We start from the raw sequence: 14,262 nt of genomic DNA, 5'->3' as shown, positions 1-14,262 counted from the left end.
TTGACCTCGCGCTCACGCCTGCGACTGCAGCGTGGGGTTCATGGTCGCCCTGCGGGCGCCGAGGAGACGTTGGGTGATCGGCACTCGCGCTTCGATGCCGAGCTGGCGGGCCAACCGGTTCTCGATCCAGGCCTGGATGAAGGTCCAGATCGTGGTCAGCGCAAGGTAATAGATCGCGGCCACGATGAATATCTCGAATGTGTGGAATGTCGACGAGCTGATTGCCTGGGTGACCAGAAACATCTCGCTGACTCCGATCACCGACAGCACCGACGTGGTCTTCATCATGCCGTTGAACGAATTACCCAGGGGCGGGACCATCACGCGAAGCGACTGCGGGACGATGATCCACCGCATCAGTTTCACGGGAGTCATACCCAACGATGCCGCGGCTTCGAACTGCCCCTTGGGCACGGAATCCAGCCCAGCCCTGATGATCTCGGCGATGTAGGCGCTCTCGTTGACCATCAGACCGATGATCGCTGCCTGCACGGCGGCTTTCACCGAGAGGCCGACGACAGACACGTCATGGAATTGGTACAACCCGACGGCCGCCAGGCCCGTGTAGATGATGACCAACTGCACCAGCAGCGGCGTACCACGGATCACCCAGATGTACACGCTGGCACACCAGCGCACCGCGGCGAACTGCGACCGCCGCATCAGGGCGAGCACCAGGCCCAGCACGGTCGCCAGGACCATCGCCACGACCGAGATGACGATGGTGAGCACCAAGCCGTCGAGAAACGCCTCGCTGGGCGCGAAGAGCGACTTCCAGAAGAACTGCCAATCGAAGTTCACGTTCGGACCTCGGGGCTACTTCTGGATGCTGAGGTCGGCCTGACCCCACTGGTCGAGGAGCTTGCCGTAGGTGCCGTCCGCCTCGAGGGCACTCAACGCTGTCGCGATGGCATCGTGTAATGCCTTGTTGCCCTTCAAGGTTGCCGCGCCGATCTTGATGGTTCCGAACGGCTGGCCGGCCATCTGGATCTTGGCGCCGGTCTTGGTCGCGTAGTACCCGAGCGTCTCCGCGGTGTCGAGGTAGGCGTCGACCTGCCCGTTCTGCACCTGCTGCAGGGACACGTCGGCGTGGTTGTTGCGGTTGATGTCCACCGTGGGTTTGCCTGCGGCAGCGCACTTGTCGGATTGCTCCTGCGACAACGCCTCGGCCGTCGTCCCGACCGCCACCATGACCTTCTTGCCGCACAGGCTGTCATCCATCCCGGTGATGGCGGCCGGTTTGTCCTTGGACACCGCAATTGCCGTCCCGGAGTACACATATGGGACGAAGTCGACGACGGCCTCACGTTCGGGCTTGATGTAGAGCTGCGCCATGATCACGTCGCACTGCTTGGCCTGCAGGGTCGGGATCACCGCCGCGAAGGCGGATTCCACGAACTGCGGTTTGAGGCCCATCTCGGCGGCCAGCGCCTTGCCGAGATCCACCTCGCTGCCCACAAGTTCACCCGTCTCGTCGTGGTAGACGCTGGGCGGTGTGCCGTCGTTGGGTGCGCAGATCTTGAGCGTGCCTGCCTGCAGGATGGCAGGCGGGGCAACTTTGGCGGGGCCGCTGGGCTCCGGCGTCGACGAGTTCGACGACGAACAAGCGGCCGACGCCATCAGAGCCACCCCGGCCAACCCGGTGATCAGGGTTTTCTTCAACGTTCCTCCCAAGGGTCTACCGGCATGAGTGTTGGTCAGATCACACCCGCGGTGCCTATCGAACGATAGGGCACTATCGATCGATAGGGAAGAGTTTGACGAAACTCGTTACACCGTTAACGCAGATGTCACGCCGGCGAGCGGGGAGTCAGTTGGTGCCTGCAGGTTCGAGGTCGCGCAGCCGCCCGCGCGTGACGGCCCGGATGTCATCGAGCCGCGACTGATCGACGAGAAGCGAGCGGACGACGAAATCAGCTGACTGCAAGGGTCTTTCGCGCCGCACCCGCCCCGACGGGCCGCCTTGCTCGCGCAACGTCTCGAACAGCATGCCGTTGATCGCACGGAGCACGAAGCTCGGTTCGAACGACACGAATTCACCAGCGTCGCGGCCACCCGCGACGAGGCTCTCGACCTGATCGTGAAAGAGTGCGATGCCCTCGCGCTCGGCCTCGAATTCGTCGAGCGCGAGGACCGCGTCGTGATACAGGCCGCGTGCATCGAACGGTTGCGCCAGGCTCTCCAGGACGTCGCACGCGATCCCGAGATGCAGTTTCTCGGCCCAGCTCGACTGCTCGACGAGCCTGTGCTTCATCCGGTCGATCGACGGCCCGAGATCGAGTTCCACCAACATCCGGAAGATCTCGTGTTTGGCCTGGAAATGGTGAAACAGCGACGGTTGACGGATCTGCACGGCATCGGCGATGTCCCGCGTCGAGGTTCCGAAGTAGCCACGCTGCGCGAACAGGACCGACGCCGCGAGCAGGATGCGGCCACGCGTCGACGACCAGTCAACCGCTCTCGGTTGCCAATCCTGCCCGTATTTCACAGCTCAACTGTGGCACACGCCCGCATAGACCTGTCGGCCCGCCAGGTACGTGGCCCGCACCTCCAGGCCCGCGATGGCCTCGGGGTCGACGGTGCGCGGGTCGGCCGACAGCACCACCAGATCGGCGTACTTGCCCACCTCGAGTGAGCCGATCACGTTGTCGGAGAACAACTGCCACGCCGAATCGATGGTCTGCGCCCGGATCGCCTGCTCGACGGTCAGCCGCTGCTCCGGACCGAGCACGCGGCCGCTGGGTGCGGTACGGGTGACCGCGACGCTGATGTTGCGCAGCGGCTCTTCCGGTGTGACAGGCGGGTCGTTGTGCAGCGAGATCCGCATGCCCGTGGCAACCGCGGACCCTGCGGGCATCCACCGCTCGCCGCGCTCGGGCCCGAACAACCCGTCGACCAAGATGTCACCCCAGTAGTGGATCTGGTCGACGAACAGGCTGCACGTGACGCCGAGATCGTGGGCGCGCTGCAACTGTTCGGGCGTGATGGCGCCGACGTGTTCGAGCCGTAGCCGATGGTCGTCGCGGGGGTGGCGTTTCAGCGCGTCCTCGTAGACGTCGAGGATGGTGTCGACACCGGCGTCGCCGTGCACATGGCAGGCCATCTGCCAGCCCTGTGGGAAGAACGTTCCGACGATCTCGGCGAGCTGCTCCTTGGTGTAGTTGGCGTGCCCGCACGATCCGGGCACCACGCCGATCGTGCGGGTGGCCTCGGTGTCAAGGTACGGAAACGTGAGGTCGATGTTGCCGACCCACGGCGAACCGTCGACCCAGATCTTGATACCGACCTGGCGCACCACGTCGTCGCCCTCGAACGGGCTGGCGTCGGTGTGCAGCGCGGCCGTGGACATCTCGTAGGTGCGCAACCGCACGGTCAACGTGTCGTGCAACTGCGCGAGCAGCGGCCGGAACATCGGATCGAACGCCATCTCCGAGCACGTCGTGAGGCCCGCCCGGTTCAGCCGGGCGCACTCGGCCTGCAGCATCGCCGGATAGTCGTTGACCGAGATGGCCCCGCCCAGAAGCGGAAACACCGCGCCGGTCTCCTCGGCCGTACCGTCCAGGTCTCCGTTGGCGTCGCGGCCGTACAGCGCGCCCTTGGGATCCGGGGTGTCCCGGCTCAGCCCGGCAGAGGCCGCCGCGGCGGAATTGAAGTAGGCCTTGTGTCCCGAGTTGTGCACGATGACCAGCGGGGTATCGGGCGCGACGCCGTCGAGCCAGGCCAGCGTGGGCTCGGGCAGACCGTTCTGCAGCAGCGGATCCCACCCGTTGAGGTAGGCACCGGACGCACCACGTTTGGCCACCTCGGCATGGATCGCGTCGAGCACCTGGTCCGCGGTGGCCAACGTCACCGGCCGGATGTCGACGATGCGGTCCGACACCGCGACGGCCTCCATCAGCGGGTGGCCATGTGCCTCAACGAATCCCGGCATGACACAGCCGTCGATCTCGCGCACCTCGGTATCCGGGCCGACCCAGCCCTGCACGTCGGCACGGCTCCCGACGGCGACGATGCGCCCGTCCGACACTGCGAGCGCTTCGGCGGTGGGTTGCGTGTCGTCGACGGTCAGGACGGTTCCGTACATGACGAGATCGGCTGCGCTCACACCCGGATGCTAAGGCGTGGTGACGTTCGCCCGGGTGCGTCCCCAGAAATCCGTATCGCCGATCTGGGTTCGGGTGGTCCGGCCGTCCGGGTGCACGACGATCAGCCGGTCGTTGTCCAGACCGCTGCCCTCCTCGGCGCCGATCACCAGAATCGCGCCGCTCGGAGTAGCGGTGGCGCGGACGAACCCGTCGAGGTGATCGACCACCGCGAGGGTGTCGCCCGTATCGATGTCGAACAGTCGCAGCTCCTCGACGCCTGGGTGGTCGATGGGTTCACCCCGCACCAACGCCACACCATGGTCGATGCCGAGCGGGACAGCCGACGAGTGGTAGTGGCTGAACATGTCGGTGCCCTCCTTGAGCTGCGCGGGCGTGGCGAGCGCGGCCGGGGTGCGCACGACCTCGTACACCAGCTCTCTCTTGGTGAGGCCGTCGAGCCGCGCGAGCACTCTCCCGCCACGCATCAACTGCGGATCGGGCGACTGGTAGGGCTTGGGCACCGAGATGACGTCGCCGCCCGGCAGCTCCATGCCGCGCGGCATGGCGGCCGGATCGACGTGGATGACGCCGAAATCCGCGTCCGCCGTCGCGGACGCCTTGGCGACCAGTGTGGTGCGCCAGGCGTCGGCGATGTCATCGGTGACCGCCGCGAGGTCCGTCGTGCCCAACGGGACTGCCTCCACCTCACCGGAATCTGTCAGCGCGACAACGGCATTGATCCGCGGATCGACGTTGTAACCGTTGAAGGACTCGACGTAGGCGCCGTCACCGAGAGCCGGTACGACGACGCTGCCGTCGTCGACCCGGACCACCGACAATCCTCGGTCGCTCGCGACGTATGCGAGCCCGTCGGCCACCGCGAGCACGCCACGCTCCCACCCCTGCGTGCCATGCAGCTGGACGTCCCACAACAGCTCGCCGCTGTCCAGCGACACCGCGGCCACGCGTTCCTGCCAGGTGTCGTTGGAGCCGAACGGCGCGCCGATCGTCCCGCCGGTCCGCCCGTACGCGACCAGCACGGTATCGCGGCCCTGCACGGTCGCGTAGCCGACGACGGGCCCCACGCTGACCATGGGGCGGCTGGCGAACCGGGTGGCGGCGAAGACGCCGGCCAGCATCCCGACCACGAGCACCAGCGTCGCGCCGACACGCCACAACGGAACCTTCGGTTGCGCGCCGTCGATCATGAATCCACATCTATCGAGCGGCTCTAAGGATCCCCTGGCCTGCGGATTCAAAAACTTCCCAAAATTTTTCGGGCGTCATGTCGATTTTCGCGGGGCGCCGTTCGACGCCTATGCGAGGGACACCCTGAACAAGAATGAATGGGCCCCTTCCACCCAACCGAAGGAGACAACAATGTCGCGCTACATGCTGATCATGCGGTCCACCCCCGAAGCCGAGGCCGCCATGGCGGAGCAGGACATCGACTTCAACGAGATCATCGCGGCGATGGGCCGCTACAACGAGGAGCTGATCAAGGCCGGTGTCATGCTGGCCGGCGAGGGCCTGACCGGCCCGGACGAGGGCTTCGTGGTGGACTTCAACGCCGACCCGCCCGTCGTCACCGACGGCCCATACACCGAGGCCAAGGAGCTGTTCAACGGGTTCTGGATGCTCGACGTGTCGTCGAAGGAAGAAGCCAAGCAGTGGGCACGCAAATGCCCGCTGGGCCCCGGCGTCAAGCTCGAGGTGCGTCGCGTCGCGGAGACCGACGAGTTTCCGCAGGACAACGAGTGGATCCAGAAGGAGATCCAATGGCGGGCCGACCTCGCCGAGAAGATCGCCGTCGAGGCCCGCAAGGCCGCCAACCGCTGAGGCGCCGACTCGGTCCCCGGCGGTCCCTCACCCGCCGGGGACGGCCGTTGCCTCACAGGTGGCAGTAGCCTCCGAGCTCCGGGCTCGCGAAGCGAATGGACGACAGCCCCTGCCGATAGGTGCCGTTTGCCGGCGGCACGATGCTGTGCCCGTACAGGTTGTCGTCGAACAGGCACCGCGCCCCGAGCTGCGGTGCGTCGGGCGACTCGGGTGTGGCGACGGTGACCGCCGCGGCACCCAGTGCGCCGAACGCCACGAACAGCGCCGCGGGAAGCGGAGCGATCGTCTTCCACTGTGTATTTGTCATGTCCCTTCCTCCTCTCGCGACGTGCTGATTAGCAGCGTAGGAACGCTCACCTGCGAAAACGCGAGTAGCGCACTACCCCACCGCCCGGCACTGCGGCCCGCTGCTGCGACCGCGACGTGGGATCGCCTCCACCACGACTGGAACACGTTCTAGTCTGTTGGTCATGAGTGATGCGTTACTGCACCATCCGATCCACTCCGGCCACCTCACAGTGGGCGCACTTAAACGCAACAAAGACAAACCGGTGCTATTCCTGGGTGAGACCACGCTCACCGGCGGAGAGCTCGCCGACCGCATCAGCCAGTACATTCAGGCGTTCGAGGCGCTCGGGGCGGGCACCGGGGTCGGTGTCGGGCTGCTGTCGCTGAACCGGCCCGAAGTGCTGATGATCATCGGCGCCGGCCAGACCCAGGGCTATCGCCGCACGGCACTACACCCTCTCGGTTCTCTCGACGATCACGCCTACGTTCTGACCGACGCCGAGGTGTCGACGTTGATCATCGATCCGACCCCCGCGTTCGTCGAACGGGCACTCGGACTGCTCGAGAAGGTGCCGTCGCTGCGGCAGGTGCTGACCATCGGCCCGGTGCCGTCGGCCCTTGAGGGCGTGGCGACCGACCTGGTGGCCGAGGCCGCCAAGTACTCACCCGTCCCGCTGGTCGCCGCCGAGCTGCCGCCCGATCACATCGGTGGGCTGACCTACACGGGTGGCACCACGGGCAAGCCCAAGGGGGTCATGGGCACCGTGCGGTCGATCACCACCATGACCACGATCCAGCTCGCCGAGTGGGAGTGGCCCGAGAACCCCCGCTTCCTGATGTGCACGCCGCTGTCGCATGCCGGTGCGGCGTTCTTCGTGCCGACCATCGTCAAGGGCGGCGAGATGATCGTGCTGCCCAAGTTCGACCCGGCCGAGGTGCTGCGCGTGATCGAGGAGCGCCGCATCACCGCGACCATGCTCGTGCCGTCGATGATCTACGCGCTGATGGACCACCCGGATTCCCACACGCGCGACCTCTCGTCGCTGGAGACCGTGTATTACGGTGCCTCGGCGATGAATCCGGTGCGGCTGGCCGAGGCCCTCAAGCGATTCGGGCCGATCTTCGCGCAGTACTACGGCCAGTCCGAGGCGCCGATGGTGATCTCGTACCTCGGCAAGAGGGACCACGACGAGAAACGGTTGACGTCGTGCGGCAGGCCCACGCTGTTCGCGCGGACCGCGCTGCTGGATCCCGAGGGCAACCCGGTGCCGCGCGGTGAGGTCGGGGAGATCTGTGTGTCCGGTCCGCTGTTGGCGGGCGGCTACTGGAAACTGCCCGAGGCGACCGCCGAGACCTTCAAGGACGGTTGGCTGCGCACCGGCGACATGGCGCGCGAGGACGAGGATGGCTATTGGTTCATCGTCGACCGGGTCAAGGACATGATCGTCACCGGCGGGTTCAACGTGTTCCCGCGGGAGGTCGAAGACGTTGTGGCCGAGCATCCTTCGGTGGCCCAGGTGTGTGTGATCGGCACCCCGGACGAGAAGTGGGGCGAGGCGGTGACCGCCGTGATCGTGCTACGGCCCGACGTTCCCTCCGACGACGATGCCGTCGCCAAGGTGACCGCCGAGATCCAGGCCGCCGTCAAGGAACGCAAGGGCTCCGTGCAATCGCCCAAGCAGGTGGTCGTGGTCGACTCGGTGCCCGTGACCGCGCTCGGCAAGCCCGACAAGAAGGCCGTGCGGGCCCAGTTCTGGGAGGGCGCGGCACGCGCTGTGGGCTAGCCTCGCTGCCGAGCACAATGGGTGGGGTGAACGCCGACCTCCGCGAGACGCTCGACGCGGTGTGGCGCATGGAGGCCGCCAAGATCGTGGCCACGCTGACGCGTGCGGTCGGCGACCTCGGGCTCGCGGAGGATCTGGCCCAGGAAGCGCTGCTGGACGCGTTGACGCAGTGGCCGGCGTCGGGCGTTCCGCGCAATGCGGGTGCCTGGCTCACGACGGTGGCCAAACGCAAGGCCATCGACCATTGGCGCCGCCAGGAGAACCTGGATGCCAAGTACGCGGTGCTGGCGCGCGAACTCGCCGAGCACGTGGACGAGGCGTGGGATCCGGATCGCATCGACGACGACGTGCTGCGCCTGATCTTCATCGCCGCGCACCCGGCGCTGTCGCGGGAGTCGCAGATCGCGTTGACGTTGCGGATGGTCGGCGGTCTCGGTACCGACGAGATCGCCAGGGCATTCCTGACCTCGAAGGCGACCATGGCCGCGCGCATCACCCGGGCCAAGAAGACTCTGGCCGACGCCAACGCCCCGTTCGAAGTGCCGCCGCGCGAAGAGTATCCGCAGCGCCTGTCGGCAGTGCTGTCGGTCATCTACCTCATCTACAACGAGGGCTATTCGGCGTCGTTCGGGCAGCGCTGGATTCGCGACGAATTGTGTGCCGAGGCTTTGCGATTGGGTCGCGTGCTGGCCGCGCTCGTGCCGGACGAGCCCGAGGTGCACGGTCTGGTGGCGCTGATGGAGTTGCAGGCGTCGCGGTTCGCCGCCCGCACGCAGGCCGACGGAAGGCCGATCCTGCTGGAGGACCAGAACCGGGCCCGGTGGGACCGCGCCCAGATCCAGCGTGGCGTCGCCGCCCTGCAACGCGCCGAAGACGCTCGGCGGCAACGGGGTTCAGGCTGGGGGCCGTACGCGCTGCAGGCCGCGCTCGCCGAGTGCCACGCCGTCGCGCCCACGGCGGCCGACACCGACTGGAACCGCATCGTGTCGATCTACGACGCGCTGCTGCAGATCGCACCGTCGCCCGTCGTGCAGTTGAACCGGGCCGTCGCGGTGGCCATGAACTCCGGGCCGGCCGAGGCGCTGACGATCGTCGACGGGCTGACCGGGCTGGAGAACTCCTACCTGCTGCCGAGTGTGCGCGGCGAGCTGCTGGCGCGGCTCGGGCGCCACACCGAAGCCGCCACGGAGTTCGAGCGCGCGGCGGCGCTCACCGACAACGAACGCGAGCGGGAAGTGCTGGCCGACAAGGCTAGAGCGGCCCGCTGACATCCGTGCGGCGCGTCGCGAAGTACTGCCACCCGGCCAGCGCACAGACTGCGAGCAACACGATGCCCGACACCACCAGCCCGGGCCCGACGCCCACGCCCAGGTCGGACCCCGGCCCGGTGCCCGCGTCGAATTCGCGCGCCAGCGGGCCAGTGACCTCCCGGCGGGAGGCCGGGCGCAGTGCGGTCGCGAGCACGATGACCAACGCGGACAACGCAAAGCCGGCCGCGACGCCCCACAAGGTCCGGTCCGGCCCACGCAACGTCGTCGTGAGCGCGACCGCGGCCACAACTGCCAGCGCCATCGGCACGGCCGCCACCGCGGGAGCCGACGACGCGATCCAGTCGTAGAACCCCACGTCGAGTTTGATGCCGGCACTGAGCAACTCCAGCTTGGCCTCGTCGAGATCGTAGGAGCCGGACCCGTAATCGCTGGGCGACACCGTCAGCGCCCACGCGGGCAGCAGCGTCGCGAACAACCCGCCGAGCGCGACCACGCCGACCAGCGCGCCCAGCAGCCTGCCGACGCCGCCGGGACCATGCGAATTCACCACCGGGGCGCCATGTTCGGCGCAGGCAGCTGCTGCGCGGCGGGCGGTGGCCGGCGAAACACCATGACCGCCGCGGCGATCCACCCGATCAGCGCGAACACGAGAGCCACGATCAGGCCTGCGCCGGGACCGACCGCTACCACCGAATCGATCAGATCGCCGAGCGACTGGCCGCTGAGCTCCTCGTTCAGCTTGTCGGCCATCTGACCGTCGAGTTCCACCGCGGGCAGCGGATTCGCGATCGCCAGCATGACGCTGAGCAGCGTGGCCGTCCCGGCGAACACCGCCGAGAGCGCGCCCGTGCTCCGCGAACCGCCGAACAACACGTGCGCCGCTGTCAGCGCGGCCAGCACCATGAGCGTCGGAATCGCCTCGGCCACAATGGGCGGCGCGAACGGCACGATGTCGTAGAACCCGATGCCCACCTCGATCTGCCCGGGCGGCGCGTCGTTGTTGGGCACATTGGCCGCAGCCGGCGTGACGGTCACGCTGTAGAGCGCGAACAGCGACGCGACAAACGCCGCCAACCCCGCGATCACCACGATCGCCGCGGCGACCTTCGTGAGGTCGAAGGCCGGGGCGCGCCGCACCGGTTGTGGCGGACCGTAACCACCCCAGGGCACAGGCACGCCGTAGTGCTGCGGGTCGGGCGGGTACGGCTGCGGCGGCCCTTGGAACCTGGGATCCGACGGATATTGCTGAGATTGCCCCGTCGCGTCCGAACCGGGCTGATACGGCCCGGGCTGCGGCGCTTGCGGTTGCCACTGCTGATGTGGGTTCGACACTGCACGACCTCCCCTGGATGCCGCAGCCCGGCCCCGATCAAGCCATCCTGATCGAGCAGTATGCCCGCCGCACACAGAATTCGCTGAAGTGACGCCAAGGGTTCCCCGAACCGCCAACCGGGCCGGTGCTGGCACGATGGCAGTCATGGTCAAAGCGGTGTTGTTCGATTTCTCCGGAACGCTGTTCCGTCTGGAAGAGGATGAAAGCTGGTTCGCCGGTATCGCCGTCGACGAGCGGGCGGTCGACGGGCACGTGCAGGCCGAACTGATGCGTCGGCTCACCGCGCCGACCGGACGCTCGGTGGAGATGACCGACGAACAGTACGACGCGTGGGTCAACCGGGATCTGGCACCGCATCTGCACCGCGAGGCCTATCTGCACGTGCTGCGCGAATCGGGGCTCGCCGACCATCACGCCGAGTCGCTGTACGACCGGGTGATCGACCCGGCCAGCTGGACCGCCTATCCGGACACCGCGCGAGTGCTGAAAAGCCTTAAGCGTCAAGGCATCAAGACCGCGGTCGTGTCCAACATCGCGTTCGACGTGCGGCCCGCGTTCGAGGCGATCGGCGCCGCCGTCGATGTCGACGAGTTCGTGCTGTCCTTCGAAGTGGGCGCGGTCAAACCCGATCCCGCAATCTTCACCGCGGCGCTGGACAAGCTGGGAGTTGCCCCGGCCGATGCACTCATGGTCGGCGACAGCGAAGAGGCCGACGGCGGTGCACTGGCCGTCGGTTGCCGGTTCGCGCTCGTCGACCCGCTGCCCACCACCGAACGGACCGAAGGGCTCGTCGCGGCCCTGACGCCGCTTGGCATTTCGACCTAGGCTGGTGGCCATGGCTGAACGTATCCGGCCGCCGTGGTGGCTCAAGTACGTCAACAAGGTGATGATCGGGCTCAACAAGCTCGGCGTCGGCGGCGACAAGGGCCCGGTGGTGCTCACGGTGACCGGCCGCAAGAGCGGCAAGCCCCGGTCCACCCCCGTCACCCCGATGGTCGTCGACGGCCATCGCTACGTCGTCGGCGGCCTGCCGGGCTCCGACTGGGCGGCCAACGCCCGCGCCGCGGGCACCGCGACCGTGCATCAGGGGCGCCGCACCCAGCAGGTGCAGATGGTCGAGATCCCCGCCGAGCAGGCCCGCCCGCTGCTGCGCCAGTTCCCCACCCTCGTGCCGACGGGTGTGGGCTTCATGAAGAATGCCGGGCTGGTCACCGGGCCGAACGCCGACGAGTTCGAAGCACTCGCCGGGCGCTGCCCGGTGTTCCGCCTAGACCCGGTCTAGTGCCCGCTCAGAGGTGCGGCGCCTCCTTGATCTTGCTGTCCTGCTTGCCCGCGGTCTGACAGAACGTCTGCACCGCGAGGCGCGTACCGGTGATCTCCAGCTGGGCGGCGTCCGTGCCCTTCTCGTCCTTCAGCATCTTGGCCACCGCGTCGTTCTGGGTCTTCTCGTCCTGACCGATGAAGTCCTTGCACTTGGTGTCACCACCTGTGACTGCCGGGGAGCATCCCACGAGTACCGCACCTGCCGCCAAACCCGAGAACAACAGCCTTGCCGAGCGCTTCATCATGTCCCTCCGTGTCAGTGGTGCCACGTGCACCGCCCCGGTTCCATACCCGTGGTCGGTCTCGGCGAAACCCCGCTCTACAGTCGAGCAGGTGAGTGCTGAGAACCCGTTCGATCCGGCGGTCTGGGAACCCGTGGCCGGTTTCGACGATCTGACCGACATCACCTACCACCGCCATGTCACCGACGACGCCAAGCAGCCGACGGTCCGGGTGGCGTTCGATCGGCCCGAGGTACGCAACGCGTTCCGGCCGCACACCGTCGACGAGTTGTACCGCGTGCTCGACCATGCCCGCATGTCGCCGGACGTGGGCGTGATCCTGCTGACCGGCAACGGGCCGTCGCCCAAGGACGGCGGCTGGGCGTTCTGCTCGGGCGGGGATCAGCGCATCCGGGGCCGCACGGGATACCAGTACGCGTCCGGGGACACCGCGGACACTGTCGATGCGGCCCGCGCGGGTCGACTGCACGTCCTCGAGGTGCAGCGGCTCATCCGGTTCATGCCCAAGGTGGTGATCTGTCTGGTGAACGGCTGGGCCGCCGGCGGCGGGCACAGCCTGCACGTGACGTGCGACCTGACCTTGGCCAGCCGCGAACACGCGCGGTTCAAGCAGACCGACGCCGATGTGGGCAGCTTCGACGGCGGGTTCGGCAGCGCGTACCTCGCCCGGCAGACCGGGCAGAAGTTCGCGCGCGAGATCTTCTTCCTGGGCCGGGCCTACGACGCCGACACCATGTACCAGATGGGTGCGGTCAACGAGGTCGTCGACCACGTGGACCTGGAGAAGGTCGGGCTGCAGTGGGCCGCCGAGATCAACGGCAAGTCACCGCAGGCGATCCGCATGCTCAAGTTCTCGTTCAACCTGATCGACGACGGTCTGGTGGGTCAGCAGGTATTCGCCGGTGAGGCAACACGTTTGGCGTACATGACCGACGAGGCCGTGGAGGGCCGCGACGCCTTCCTGCAGAAGCGCGATCCGGACTGGAGCGGTTTCCCGCGCTACTTCTGAGTGATTTGCGTGCGTTCACCGGTGCTGACCGCCGGTGGACGCACACAAATCACTCGGCTTCGGCCACGGCGCGGCGGGCATCCCGGCTGGTCTTGAGCAGGCTGATCACGGTGGTGGTGGCCAGCGTCGCGACGATGAACAGCAGCGATGTCACGGTGCCGATCTCGGGCAGGTGGAACGATCCGAACTCGTCGAGATGCGATCCGTGCAGCGCTTCGATGATGAGCTTGACGCCGATGAAGCCGAGGATGACGGCCAGCCCCTTGCTGAGGTACACCACCTTCTCCAGCAGGCCGCCGATCAGGAAGTACAGCTGCCGCAGGCCCATCAAGGCCAGGGCGTTGGCGGTGAAGATGATGTACGCGTCGTCGGTGAGGCCGAAGATCGCCGGGATCGAATCCAAGGCGAACACGACGTTGGCCATGCCGATGGCCGCGATGACGATCACCAGCGGGGTGAGCATGCGGCGTTTTCCGACCCGCGTGACGAGCTTGCGGCCGGCATAGTCGTCGCTGAGCGGCAGAACCCGGGACAGGAACCGCACCACCGCGTTGTCCTGGAACTCGGGCTCGTCGTCGGAGTCCTCGAGCGCCAACTGGATGGCGGTGTAAACCAGGAAGCCGCCGAGGATGTAGAACACCCAGCTCGCGGCCGCGATCGCCGCGGCGCCCGCGAAGATGAACGCCGCGCGGAACACCAGCGACAGCACGATGCCGATGTAGAGCACCTTGTCCTGCGCGAGGGCAGGCACCGCGAAGCGCGCCATGATGATCATGAACACGAACAGGTTGTCCACGCTGAGGCTGTATTCCGTGATGTAGCCCGCGACGAACTCCTGCCCTGCCGACCCCGGCAGGAATACGAACAGGCCCACGGCGAAGATAGCGGCCAGCCCGATGTAGACCAGCACCCACCGCAGCGCGTCCTTGGTGGTCACGGTGCGTTGGCGGCGTGCGATCACCGTGAGGTCGAGGACCATGATCGCGAGCAACACGACGACGGTGACAGCCCAAACGAGCGGCGAGACAACAGAAACCACGATCAACCTCCGGACGGCACAGGGCAGCGATCCGGAGGTCTCTTCCGCC

General features: G+C 67.1%; 16 protein-coding genes. 6 read left to right on the top strand and 10 right to left on the bottom strand.

All coding sequences use genetic code 11. The annotated features are described in order from the left end of the window. Window positions 1-12 precede the first annotated feature (12 nt). The 5 genes from G6N67_RS19660 to G6N67_RS19640 all read right to left on the bottom strand — a co-directional run bounded on the left by G6N67_RS19660 (window position 13) and on the right by G6N67_RS19640 (window position 5,293). Window positions 13-801 carry an amino acid ABC transporter permease gene (locus G6N67_RS19660; protein WP_036429427.1) on the bottom strand — a complete coding sequence of 263 codons (789 nt, stop codon included), beginning with the start codon at window positions 799-801 and terminating at the stop codon, window positions 13-15. 15 nt (window positions 802-816) lie between these two features. Next, window positions 817-1,662: an ABC transporter substrate-binding protein gene (locus G6N67_RS19655; RefSeq protein ID WP_036429428.1), complete on the bottom strand. Its 846-nt coding sequence runs from the start codon at window positions 1,660-1,662 to the stop codon at window positions 817-819. Between the two features lie 148 nt (window positions 1,663-1,810). Further along, window positions 1,811-2,488, bottom strand: a complete 678-nt coding sequence (locus G6N67_RS19650; RefSeq protein WP_036429429.1) for a TetR/AcrR family transcriptional regulator — start codon at window positions 2,486-2,488, stop codon at window positions 1,811-1,813. 3 nt (window positions 2,489-2,491) lie between these two features. Next, window positions 2,492-4,105, bottom strand: coding sequence for an amidohydrolase (locus tag G6N67_RS19645; RefSeq protein WP_110798338.1), 1,614 nt, complete (start codon window positions 4,103-4,105; stop codon window positions 2,492-2,494). 9 nt (window positions 4,106-4,114) lie between these two features. Continuing rightward, entirely contained in the window at window positions 4,115-5,293 is a 1,179-nt protein-coding gene (locus tag G6N67_RS19640) for a PA2928 family protein (RefSeq protein WP_051578488.1), read from the bottom strand. 172 nt (window positions 5,294-5,465) lie between these two features. On the opposite strand from G6N67_RS19640, the gene G6N67_RS19635 reads away from it, so the two are divergent. Then, window positions 5,466-5,924, top strand: coding sequence for a YciI family protein (locus G6N67_RS19635; protein WP_036429431.1), 459 nt, complete (start codon window positions 5,466-5,468; stop codon window positions 5,922-5,924). A 52-nt stretch (window positions 5,925-5,976) separates the two neighbouring features. Here G6N67_RS19635 and G6N67_RS19630 read toward each other — a convergent pair whose 3' ends face one another. Continuing rightward, window positions 5,977-6,231 (bottom strand): hypothetical protein, encoded by a 255-nt coding sequence (locus tag G6N67_RS19630; protein WP_036429433.1) that lies wholly within the window; start codon window positions 6,229-6,231, stop codon window positions 5,977-5,979. Between the two features lie 163 nt (window positions 6,232-6,394). Between G6N67_RS19630 and fadD8 the strand changes: the two genes are divergently transcribed. Together fadD8 and G6N67_RS19620 are read left to right on the top strand one after the other, a co-directional pair. Then, the gene (fadD8, locus tag G6N67_RS19625; RefSeq protein ID WP_036429434.1) at window positions 6,395-7,996 is read left to right on the top strand and encodes a fatty-acid--CoA ligase FadD8; all 1,602 of its coding nucleotides are present in this window, start codon (window positions 6,395-6,397) and stop codon (window positions 7,994-7,996) included. A 17-nt stretch (window positions 7,997-8,013) separates the two neighbouring features. Then, window positions 8,014-9,264 carry an RNA polymerase sigma factor gene (locus tag G6N67_RS19620; protein WP_179976737.1) on the top strand — a complete coding sequence of 417 codons (1,251 nt, stop codon included), beginning with the start codon at window positions 8,014-8,016 and terminating at the stop codon, window positions 9,262-9,264. Here the strand turns inward: G6N67_RS19620 and G6N67_RS19615 are convergent. Beyond that, window positions 9,248-9,817, bottom strand: coding sequence for a hypothetical protein (locus G6N67_RS19615; protein WP_036429436.1), 570 nt, complete (start codon window positions 9,815-9,817; stop codon window positions 9,248-9,250). The genes G6N67_RS19620 and G6N67_RS19615 overlap by 17 nt on opposite strands. Next, window positions 9,811-10,599 carry a hypothetical protein gene (locus G6N67_RS19610; protein ID WP_131524568.1) on the bottom strand — a complete coding sequence of 263 codons (789 nt, stop codon included), beginning with the start codon at window positions 10,597-10,599 and terminating at the stop codon, window positions 9,811-9,813. The genes G6N67_RS19615 and G6N67_RS19610 overlap by 7 nt, the downstream gene beginning before the upstream one ends. Before the next feature lie 136 nt (window positions 10,600-10,735). Here G6N67_RS19610 and G6N67_RS19605 point away from each other — a divergent pair, with 136 nt between their 5' ends. Together G6N67_RS19605 and G6N67_RS19600 are read left to right on the top strand one after the other, a co-directional pair. Next, the gene (locus tag G6N67_RS19605; RefSeq protein WP_036429439.1) at window positions 10,736-11,425 is read left to right on the top strand and encodes an HAD family hydrolase; all 690 of its coding nucleotides are present in this window, start codon (window positions 10,736-10,738) and stop codon (window positions 11,423-11,425) included. Window positions 11,426-11,435: 10 nt separating this feature from the next. After that, entirely contained in the window at window positions 11,436-11,882 is a 447-nt protein-coding gene (locus G6N67_RS19600) for a nitroreductase family deazaflavin-dependent oxidoreductase (RefSeq protein ID WP_110798339.1), read from the top strand. A gap of 7 nt (window positions 11,883-11,889) precedes the next feature. Here G6N67_RS19600 and G6N67_RS19595 read toward each other — a convergent pair whose 3' ends face one another. Continuing rightward, a complete protein-coding gene (locus tag G6N67_RS19595; protein ID WP_036434557.1) occupies window positions 11,890-12,165 on the bottom strand; it encodes a hypothetical protein in 276 nt (91 codons plus the stop codon). A gap of 91 nt (window positions 12,166-12,256) precedes the next feature. Between G6N67_RS19595 and G6N67_RS19590 the strand changes: the two genes are divergently transcribed. Beyond that, window positions 12,257-13,174 carry a 1,4-dihydroxy-2-naphthoyl-CoA synthase gene (locus tag G6N67_RS19590; RefSeq protein WP_036429442.1) on the top strand — a complete coding sequence of 306 codons (918 nt, stop codon included), beginning with the start codon at window positions 12,257-12,259 and terminating at the stop codon, window positions 13,172-13,174. Window positions 13,175-13,223: 49 nt separating this feature from the next. Here G6N67_RS19590 and G6N67_RS19585 read toward each other — a convergent pair whose 3' ends face one another. Continuing rightward, complete coding sequence (locus tag G6N67_RS19585; protein ID WP_036429443.1) at window positions 13,224-14,213, bottom strand: TerC/Alx family metal homeostasis membrane protein; 990 nt, start codon at window positions 14,211-14,213, stop codon at window positions 13,224-13,226. Window positions 14,214-14,262 lie beyond the last annotated feature (49 nt).

Origin of the sequence: Mycolicibacterium mageritense (assembly GCF_010727475.1) — a bacterium.
GTDB lineage: Bacteria > Actinomycetota > Actinomycetes > Mycobacteriales > Mycobacteriaceae > Mycobacterium > Mycobacterium mageritense.
The sequence above is the reverse complement of the archived record's forward strand: the minus strand, read 5'-3'. Positions and strand labels throughout refer to the sequence as shown.